We start from the raw sequence: 9706 nt of genomic DNA on the forward strand, positions 1-9706 counted from the left end.
AAAAAAAAAAAGCAAGCTATAAAAGCTTGCTTTTTTTTGTGGGGAGAGCAGGATTCGAACCTGCGAAGACGTAGTCAGCAGATTTACAGTCTGCCCTCGTTGGCCGCTTGAGTATCTCCCCCAAAACCGAGTGCAAATATATCACGGTTTCTTTATTCTACAAAATAAAAAGTGAAACTTTTTTACAAATTATAGCGCATTCTAAAGGTTATAAATCGGGGCTGAATGTAATACTCTGTTACACTTACAGATATATTATTTGAACCACTAGTAATTTGCGACTGTGTATCTAATAAATTTGTTGCTTTTAATTCATATTCCCATTTACTATCCTCATTTTTTCTATAAGAAAGTGACGCATCCCAAAACTCGAAGGTGTTTAAGGTCTCTTGCTCATCACTAAACCTGTTATGTGAATAATTGGTTTTAAAAATGAATTTCTTAAAAATAAGCGCATCAAAATTTATTGAGGGTGCATTGGTATAAAACTTAGTTCTACTCGTCCCTTGGTCGTTATCTTGAATAGAATAACGGTAACCCAGCTCAAAATTTGGAGCTTCTCTAAAGTTAGTACGTACACGGGCTCTATAAGTTTGTGCGTAATTTTCGTTAGTAGATGCTTGATTATTTACAAACTGGTTAAACTTGTTATAACTTAAGTTTCCGTTTAAGGTGGTTCTAAATTTACCAATGGTTTTTTCAAAATTACCATTAACACTGGCACTTTCATCGGCTAAACCTGAGTTAAAAGGAGAACTCACACGCACCACGCCTCCCGGAACGAACTCTGAACTGGTTCTAATACGGTCAACCGTTTTACTATAATTAATTCGTGCTCTAACATTGGTATAATTAAACATATTAAAACTAAAGTAAGACAGGTTCAAATTATGAGATAAAGCACTCTCCAGTTCGGGGTTTCCGGAGAAAATTGAACTATAGCTATTTAAAACCAGACCTTCCGCAAGTTGATTCACATCAGTGAAATCAGTTTGCATGGCATAGTTAAAGGTGATTTGCTCACTCTTTTTTAATTGTAAAATCACATTAAAATCTGGCAATAGTCGGAAGAAATTATCTTCATAAATTTCATCAAACTGCTCGTTTTTTGAACTGTAGGCATGGGCAGAAAAACCTGGTGTGAAGGTGAAAAGCCCAGCTTTTAATCGGTAATGTGCACCTAGATATAAATCACTAAAACGGTATGTAATATCATTCGTGCCCCTACTATCGTTAATGGTCGGCGTGACCTCCAATTCAGAACCATCATCAAAGGTTTGAAAAATACCCGAATTAAAGTCTTGCTTGCTGTAAATCGTTCCTAAAGTGATATTTAAATCACTTTTCTTATTTAAAATGTTCCAGTAATCAAGTTTAGCATCGGTTTGATTGGATTTTACACGTTTTTCCTGAGAAACATTATAACCTGTTTGAAAATCATCTAAACCCAAGGCATCAGCAACATCTTCGTAATCGGCTTTATCTTCTAAAAAAGCATTGTAAAAGGGATCTTCGTCTTGAATGAGATTTTGAGCTTCAACAGCAAAAATGTTATTTTCGTTCAGAGTATAGTAGTAATTAAAATTTTGATTCACACTATACGGATTAGCATTTTCTAATTCATTGATCGTTCCGTTTACTGAAGATAAAAACAATTGCTCTTGTGACTCCTTTGAAACACGACCGACAATATCATAGTCTAATTGATTATTAGCATTAGGTTTGTAAGACACACTCAATTTCAGCATTCCTAAATCACTTCTTTGAACGGTGTTACTTTCTGAAAGTTCATCTGGAATCCCCAACTCAGGATCGGTGTATTGTGTGGCTTTATGCTCTTCCATGATGGTTTTGCTATTGGAAAAAATAGCAAAACCACTTAGGTCTAACGTTTCCTTAGGTGAATAACTAAAGTTAGCCGCAGCAAATTTGGTATTAATTTCTTTGGCTCTATTATTCTGAGCTGTTAGAAACCCTAAACTGTTACTTCCTAAATTGATATTCGTACCACTACTCCTACTTGGGCTTCTAAAGCCTCCAGAAAAATTGAAATAATCACGTCGTGTAAAGGCAACCTCACCGATATTATTTAAGTCACCAATGACATTGATACTGTATTCCGGACTGTAATAAAACAATTTGGGTTGTACTAAATACAACCCCTCTTCAATAGCTACTCCAGCACCACCGGTAACTTCGCCAAACCAAAAATTCTTCTTGCCTTCCTTCAATTTAAGATTTATGGCAATATTATCTTGATTATTAGTCACTCCGCTTAGTTGTCCGATTTCAGCATAGTTTTTTAAAACCTCTACCTTATCAATCGCATTAGCGGGAATATTTTTTGTAGCGAGCTTAGAATCGCCATCAAAGAAGTCTTTACCTTCAATCATCACCTTTCCTACGGTCTTCCCTTCAACTTCTATTTCACCGTCATCATTAACCTCGACACCTGGGAGTTTATTTAAAACATCCTCAAGTTTACGCTCTGTACCAGAAGTAAAAGAATCGGTGTTATAAACTATAGTATCCTCTTTTACTACAACCGGCATTTCGTAGACGAGTTCAATTTCATCTAAGGTATTATCGTAATCGAGCATGAAATTTTTGGTAATATCTGCTTCGGTTGTCGTTATGACATCCTGAAAGGTTTTCATCCCAATATAACTCACCTGAACATTATAGTTGGTGTTTTTATCAAGGCTTAAACGAAAGCGGCCTTCGGGGGTGGTAATTCCATAAGACTCTAATTTTTGGGTTTCTTTATTGATGGCGATCACGTTGGCTAACTCTAAAGCATTGCCAACACTGTCTTTAACAACACCTTCAAATTTAACTTGTGCAGATACTCCTAAAGTACCCAACAGAAACATTAAAAAGATAAGTTTTTTCATAAACTGATTATTTGTTTTCTTTTGAAATTATCGGCGTCCGCCTCCACCTCTTCCTCCACGGCCTCTGCGCATGTCACGCATTTCTTCCATTTTGGCTTTGGCAATTTCATCAAATTCAGCTTGAGTCACTTCTTTTCCTTTTTTAGGTGCTTTGATTTCTATTTTTTCTGAAGGGTTAATCACTAATTTAGAACAAAGTATCGTTGTATTATCAACATTAACTTCAAGAATGAGTCCTGGTAAACCCCAGTATACATCTGGACCAAGATTTACAGGAATTTGTGGGGTGTACCAAGCTTCAACCGTAATACCTTCAACAGTTGGTTTTTCACCTTCAGGTTTTCTTTCTGATTCTTCCTTAGGTTTCTCTCCCTTTGGAGGCCTTCTAAAATCACGATAATCAATGCCTGTTTTCGGTTTTACAGCTTCAGCTCTAAAACAGGTGTATTTTCCAATGTTTTTTGTTTCACCGGTGAGTTTCCAATCTAAGGTTTGCAAGCTATCTTTTATTAAAAATTGCTTCCCAAAAAGGTCTTGTTTTTGCGTTAAGGCTTGTGTTTTTACATTTTTATATTGATCGCCTCCTGAACTGGTCATCATGGCAAAGCGCATACCGCGACCACCACTCGAAGCGTCTTCTAGATGTTCCTCTTCTTCATAAAGCGCTTCCCATTGGTTAAAAGTAAGAATGAAGGTTTTGTCTAAAGCACTTTTCATGCGTGCTGCAATTTCCTTTTTACGTTCTTCACTCATGTTTCTACCACCAAAACTGCTCATATCAACAGTTGTTTTGGTTTCGTAATACGCCTTTCCTTGGAAATCTTTTTGAGCAAATAAAGAACAAGAAGCTACTAAAAACAGTAATACTGCTGATGCTTTTAAATTTTTAAAAATCATAAATAAACATGCTAATTTGGTTATTAAAGTTCGTGCTTTAACAGTAATAAGACCCTATATGTGACTATAGGTTTAATTCATAAATGTTAAAAAAACCTTAAAATAAATAAATACCTAAGTGTCAAGCATTCCTGAAATTAGACCTAACTCTTTTTATTTCTGAACTAAACATTTGTTTTTGTAATTTCACAACATCTATGAGATTTATTAAAATCATACTATTCTTTATTTCAGCTATAACCTATGGCCAAAAACCTGTAGAAGCTGAATTAGTAAAAACCAGCGATTTAAATGCGCAGAGCCTAATATCTATTGATAATTTTGGTACGGTTTACTACGTAAGCAACCATGTTTTTCATAAGAAAGACCTAACGAAAACCATCACCTTTAGTAATTTACAGTTAGGTGATTTATTTGATGCCGATACGTTCAATCCTTTAAAGATGAAGCTTTTTTACAAGGATTTTAATACAGTGATTATTTTAGATAACCGATTAGCTGAAATTTATAAAATTGATTTCAACCAAATCACACCTTATAAAAACGTTTCTCAAATTTCTACAGGTTATGATAATACCATTTGGATTTTCAATCAAGATTTACAACAATTGGAGCTTTTTGATTATAAAACCAAGAACTCACGTGTCCAAACAGTCCCTGTTCAAAGTGCCGTTTTAGATTTAAAAAGTAATTATAACTACTGCTGGTTGCTCACTGAAAAATTTTTGTATGTATTCAATTACTTTGGCAGTTTTATTAAGAAAATAGAAAACACCGGTTTTACGACTTTAGCAATTAACAATGAAGATGTTGTCTTAAAAAAAGAAAATTCACTGTTTTATCTCAAAAAAAATGAAGATGAATTAAGACCTATAAAAACAGGAAATTTAATGATAAATGATTTTTTTGTAACGAATGAAACCTTGTATATTTACAGCAAGGAAAGCATAAAAGAATTCAAATTAAAAACAAATTAAAACGATGCACATTGCGATTGCTGGAAATATTGGAGCTGGAAAAACCACACTTACCCAATTACTCGCTAAACATTATAAATGGGAACCACAACTAGAAGATGTTGTTGACAACCCATATTTAGATGATTTTTACAATCAAATGGAGCGTTGGAGTTTTAATTTACAGGTTTATTTTTTGAATAGCAGGTTCCGACAAGTTTTACAAATTCGTCAAAGCGGAAAGGACATCATTCAAGATCGGACGATTTACGAAGATGCTCATATTTTTGCCCCTAACTTACATGCTATGGGCTTAATGACCAACCGTGATTTTGAAAACTACCGATCGCTTTTCGAACTTATGGAATCTTTAGTTCAAGGTCCTGATGTTTTAATTTACCTCAGAAGCAGCATTCCTAATTTAGTTGCTCAAATTCAAAAACGTGGTCGTGATTATGAAAACACGATAAGTATTGACTACTTAAGTCGTTTAAACGAACGTTACGAAGCCTGGATTCATGGTTACAACAAAGGCAAGCTGCTTATTGTTGATGTAGACAAATTAGATTTTGTAGCCAACCCTGAAGACTTAGGAAGCATTATCAATATGATCGACGCAGAAATTAATGGTTTGTTTTAAAACACCTTCTAAACATATACAATACAAAAAAGCCACATGAATCATGTGGCTTTTTTATTTAAATCAAACGCTTATTTTTTTATTTCTTTTCACTTTTTAAAGCATCAATACGTGCTTTAACCTCTTCTTCTGTACCATGAAAGGTAGTATAACTCGTTGCCACATCATCATCAGTCGTGGTTACCGTAGTCACTACTGCTTTAATGGTACCATCTTCATTATCGGTTATATCTACAGTAACTTCTTTTGTAACCGAAATCACTTCAACTTGTTCAATAATTTCTTCTTCTGAATTATAAGCTGTTAAAGCATCAGCTGAAATCGCAATACTAGGTGCAATAACCAAAGCCACAACCGACATCAATTTCAACAATATATTTAATGAAGGTCCTGAAGTATCTTTAAAAGGATCACCAACGGTATCACCGACTACAGAAGCTTTATGGGCTTCAGTACCTTTTCGTCCTTGTTCTTCAATAGTTTTCTTGGCATTATCCCAAGCCCCACCAGCATTCGACTGAAAGATAGCCATCAATACTCCACAAGTTGTTACCCCAGCAAGGAGTCCGCCGAGCATTTCTGCACCACCAATAAAGCCAACAGCCACGGGCACTGCAATGGCTAATAATCCGGGTAAAACCATTTCTCTAATAGATGCTTTGGTAGAAATATCTACACATTTATCATATTCAGCATAACCATCGGCGGCATCAAAAGTAGCACGATCTTCTGGTGTTGCTTTACTCATATCAGAATCGTATTTACGCATCACTTCAAGGGCTGCTTTTAACTGCGGAATATCTCTAAACTGATGACGCACCTCTTCAATCATGGCCATGGCTGCTCGTCCAACCGCATTCATAGACAAGGCTGAAAATACAAAAGGAAGCATCCCTCCTACTAGGAGTCCCGCCATAATATCTGGTTTAGACACATCAATTGCGGTCACACCAGCTGTTTTCATAAACGCGGCAAATAAAGCTAATGCTGTTAACGCTGCCGAAGCAATAGCAAAACCTTTTCCAATGGCAGCCGTTGTATTTCCCACGGCATCTAATTTATCAGTACGCTCACGTACTTCACTTGGCAATTCAGCCATTTCTGCAATGCCACCGGCATTATCTGAAATTGGGCCATAGGCATCAACCGCCAATTGAATTCCTGTATTGGCAAGCATTCCTACGGCTGCAATAGCAATACCATATAAGCCAGCAAAATGGTGTGACACCAAAATAGCCGCAGTAATAAGAATGATAGGAATAGCCGTAGATATCATACCAATACCAAGACCTGCAATAATATTTGTAGCCGCTCCGGTTTCCGATTGCTTTACAATAGACAAAACTGGTTTTTTACCTGTTCCCGTATAGTACTCCGTTACTTTCCCAACAGCTAATCCTGCCACTAAACCTGCTATAGTTGCCCAAAACACGCCCATAGCACCAAAGGGTAGTCCTTCAACGGTTTCAGGAATTAAGGCGTTAATAATAAAATAAGACGCTATAACCGTTAAACCGGCCGAACCGAATTCACCAATATTTAAAGCCGTTTGCGGATTTCCGCCATCCTTAACCTTCACGAAAAACGTACCAATAATAGACATCACAATTCCTACAGCTGCGAGCACCAATGGTAAATACACAGCGCCAAGTCCGTTAAAGTCAGGTGTCAAAATAAAAGCACCAAGAACCATGGTTCCTATAATAGACCCCACATAAGATTCGAATAAATCGGCCCCCATACCTGCAACATCACCTACATTATCACCAACATTATCTGCAATCGTTGCTGGGTTAAGCGGATGATCTTCTGGAATTCCTGCTTCAACTTTACCAACTAAATCGGCACCAACATCGGCAGCTTTGGTATAAATACCACCACCCACACGGGCAAATAATGCGATAGAAGAGGCGCCAAGAGAAAACCCTGAAAGTACATTCAGTACTTCATTAAGTCCCCATCCCATTTCGCTATACACCATGAATAAGCCGCTAAGCCCGAGAACACCAAGACCTACAACACCTAAGCCCATTACGGCTCCACCAGCAAAAGCAACTTCAAGAGCTTTGCCTAATGATGTCATTGCTGCATTGGTTGTACGTACATTGGCTTTAGTGGCTACCTTCATGCCTATAAAACCAGCTAATGCGGAACAAATGGCTCCTACGATGAAGGAAACAGATACCATGCCATTAGAACCCACTTCTGAACTCCCTTTAAAATAAAGCAGTACAGCAACAGCTATCACGAAGATTGATAATATTTTGTATTCAGCCCTAAGAAAAGACATGGCGCCATCAGCAATGTTTTTGGCTATTTTTTTCATTTTGTCATTGCCTTGGTCCTGTTTGGTCACCCAAGCACTTTTAATAAACACAAAGGCCAAAGCCAAGACTCCGAAAACAGGTAAAAATTTTACAATTAGTTCCATAATTAGTTAGTCATTTAAAGTTTAATTGATTTTTACTCTGCTAAAAATAACGAAAATAAAAATGATAAAAAATGCTAGGGTAATTTAAATATTTCTCACCAAAACTTTATATAAACTAAATTATTTATAATCCAATGACCTTTGTTTCCTTTTTAAACTTTATCACATAAAAATACACTCTTGACAGGAAGGTTTGAATGAATACAAAAGCTTATAATACAAAAAACCATCCTATTTGCTAAAATTAGGATGGTTTTGAAAGTATCTTAAATTGATTTTTTAGATCGTAAACGTTCTTTTTTTCTTGTGTTCACTATTGTCGTAACGAGTCACACATTCTTTGTAAATTTTAACGGCAGCCTCTGCGTTACCCCAACCTCCAGTATCAACTTTTTTCTTTTCTAAATCTTTATAGACTTTAAAGAAATGTTCTATTTCCTTTAATCTATGCGGATTTAAATCTGAAATATCCGTTTTGTTACTCCAAATAGGATCTGAAACTGGCACACAAATTACTTTTTCATCAGGTCCTTTTTCATCGGTCATATAAAAGACACCAATTGGACGAACTTCCATTACTACCATTAGGTAAGTAGGCTCGTGTCCTAAAACCAAAACATCTAAAGGATCCTGGTCTAAAGCAAGCGTTTCTGGAATAAAACCGTAGTCTCCTGGATACATCATTGAAGAGAATAACAAGCGATCGAATCTAATTTTATGTAGCGTAAAATCGTATTCGTACTTATTTCTACTTCCTTTTGGGATCTCAATTAGGACGTCAAAAGTAACTGCGGTAGCTTTTTTTTCACTCATATTAATGTTGTTTAGTTATATATTTAAGTAGTTATGTTTCTTTATTTTATCGAACAAATGTACTGAAACCAATAGCTTTTAGCAACAAATACATGACCTTTTATATGACTATGTAAAAGCATAACATTTCTTCATTTTTGCAACGAAAATATGTAATACATATAATAAAAATGGTGCTTTTATATAATATTTAACTTTGAATGTTAACATCAATTCAATCGATTCAAAATTTAATAAAAACGAACGGCAGACTAAATTGTAAACCTTTAAAAGACGACTTTATATCTTGCATGAAACTATCAAACAATTAAATTATCTTTGCAGTTCTTTTAAACTGAATCATGCGCATAGATATAATTACCGTATTACCCGAATTACTTAAGAGTCCGTTTGAAGCTTCAATATTAAAACGAGCTATAGAAGCTGGTTTGGTTGAAGTGCATTTTCATAATTTAAGAGACTATACTTCTGACAATTATAAATCGATAGACGACACCCAATTTGGTGGTGGTGCCGGCATGGTCATGATGGTTGAACCCATAGACAAATGTATTTCAGCGCTTAAAGCGGAAAGAGAATATGACGACATCATATATATGACTCCTGATGGCGAAACCTTCAAACAAGGGATTGCCAATCAGCTCTCAATGAAAGAGAACCTAATCATTTTATGCGGACATTATAAAGGTGTAGACCAGCGCGTACGTGATATGTTTGTTACTCGAGAAATTTCTATTGGAGATTATGTGCTTTCAGGCGGTGAATTAGGCGCAGCTGTGCTCTGTGACGCGGTGATACGATTAATACCAGGTGTTTTAGGAAACGAAACCTCTGCCCTAACCGACTCCTTTCAAGATAATTTGTTAGCCCCTCCTATTTATACCAAACCTAGAGATTATAAAGGTTACAAGGTTCCGGAATTGTTGTTTAGTGGTAATTTGCCTGAAATAGAGAAATGGCGTGAAGAACAGGCTTATTTAAGAACCAAGGAACGTAGACCTGATTTGTTGGAAGATTAGGTTTTTGATATGTAGCTATGTCCTTTGGAGTTATGCTTTTAGTGAATAGTTGTACG

The 9706-nt window shown here is 36.0% G+C and carries 7 protein-coding genes and 1 tRNA gene; 3 read left to right on the forward strand and 5 right to left on the reverse strand.

Going from position 1 to position 9706, the window contains the following annotated elements:
- Window positions 1–39 precede the first annotated feature (39 nt).
- The 3 genes from F6U93_RS08640 to F6U93_RS08650 all read right to left on the reverse strand — a co-directional run bounded on the left by F6U93_RS08640 (window position 40) and on the right by F6U93_RS08650 (window position 3791).
- A tRNA-Tyr gene (locus F6U93_RS08640) sits at window positions 40–121 on the reverse strand.
- Between the two features lie 61 nt (window positions 122–182).
- The gene (locus tag F6U93_RS08645) at window positions 183–2894 is read right to left on the reverse strand and encodes a TonB-dependent receptor (protein WP_150938860.1); all 2712 of its coding nucleotides are present in this window, start codon (window positions 2892–2894) and stop codon (window positions 183–185) included.
- A 27-nt stretch (window positions 2895–2921) separates the two neighbouring features.
- A complete protein-coding gene (locus tag F6U93_RS08650; RefSeq protein ID WP_150938862.1) occupies window positions 2922–3791 on the reverse strand; it encodes a GLPGLI family protein in 870 nt (289 codons plus the stop codon).
- A gap of 197 nt (window positions 3792–3988) precedes the next feature.
- Between F6U93_RS08650 and F6U93_RS08655 the strand changes: the two genes are divergently transcribed.
- Both F6U93_RS08655 and F6U93_RS08660 read left to right on the forward strand, forming a co-directional pair.
- Complete coding sequence (locus tag F6U93_RS08655; protein ID WP_150938863.1) at window positions 3989–4768, forward strand: hypothetical protein; 780 nt, start codon at window positions 3989–3991, stop codon at window positions 4766–4768.
- A 4-nt stretch (window positions 4769–4772) separates the two neighbouring features.
- On the forward strand, window positions 4773–5387 hold the full coding sequence (locus F6U93_RS08660; protein WP_150938865.1) for a deoxynucleoside kinase: 615 nt from the start codon (window positions 4773–4775) through the stop codon (window positions 5385–5387).
- Between the two features lie 79 nt (window positions 5388–5466).
- Here the strand turns inward: F6U93_RS08660 and F6U93_RS08665 are convergent, their stop codons facing one another.
- Window positions 5467–7818: a sodium-translocating pyrophosphatase gene (locus tag F6U93_RS08665; RefSeq protein WP_150938867.1), complete on the reverse strand. Its 2352-nt coding sequence runs from the start codon at window positions 7816–7818 to the stop codon at window positions 5467–5469.
- A gap of 279 nt (window positions 7819–8097) precedes the next feature.
- A complete protein-coding gene (locus tag F6U93_RS08670; RefSeq protein ID WP_191963481.1) occupies window positions 8098–8631 on the reverse strand; it encodes an inorganic diphosphatase in 534 nt (177 codons plus the stop codon).
- A gap of 341 nt (window positions 8632–8972) precedes the next feature.
- Here F6U93_RS08670 and trmD point away from each other — a divergent pair, with 341 nt between their 5' ends.
- Window positions 8973–9650, forward strand: a complete 678-nt coding sequence (gene trmD, locus F6U93_RS08675) for a tRNA (guanosine(37)-N1)-methyltransferase TrmD (RefSeq protein ID WP_150938870.1) — start codon at window positions 8973–8975, stop codon at window positions 9648–9650.
- Window positions 9651–9706 lie beyond the last annotated feature (56 nt).

Origin of the sequence: Pseudotamlana haliotis (genome assembly GCF_008806375.1) — a bacterium.
Lineage (GTDB): Bacteria > Bacteroidota > Bacteroidia > Flavobacteriales > Flavobacteriaceae > Pseudotamlana > Pseudotamlana haliotis.

What these genes read in the sequence shown, in the direction of transcription:
- trmD (WP_150938870.1), top strand. Translation starts at nt 8,973, where the DNA reads ATGCGCATAGATATAATTACCGTATTACCCGAATTACTTAAGAGTCCG.
- F6U93_RS08645 (WP_150938860.1), bottom strand. Translation starts at nt 2,894, where the DNA reads ATGAAAAAACTTATCTTTTTAATGTTTCTGTTGGGTACTTTAGGAGTA.
- F6U93_RS08665 (WP_150938867.1), bottom strand. Translation starts at nt 7,818, where the DNA reads ATGGAACTAATTGTAAAATTTTTACCTGTTTTCGGAGTCTTGGCTTTG.
- F6U93_RS08670 (WP_191963481.1), bottom strand. Translation starts at nt 8,631, where the DNA reads ATGAGTGAAAAAAAAGCTACCGCAGTTACTTTTGACGTCCTAATTGAG.
- F6U93_RS08655 (WP_150938863.1), top strand. Translation starts at nt 3,989, where the DNA reads ATGAGATTTATTAAAATCATACTATTCTTTATTTCAGCTATAACCTAT.
- F6U93_RS08650 (WP_150938862.1), bottom strand. Translation starts at nt 3,791, where the DNA reads ATGATTTTTAAAAATTTAAAAGCATCAGCAGTATTACTGTTTTTAGTA.
- F6U93_RS08660 (WP_150938865.1), top strand. Translation starts at nt 4,773, where the DNA reads ATGCACATTGCGATTGCTGGAAATATTGGAGCTGGAAAAACCACACTT.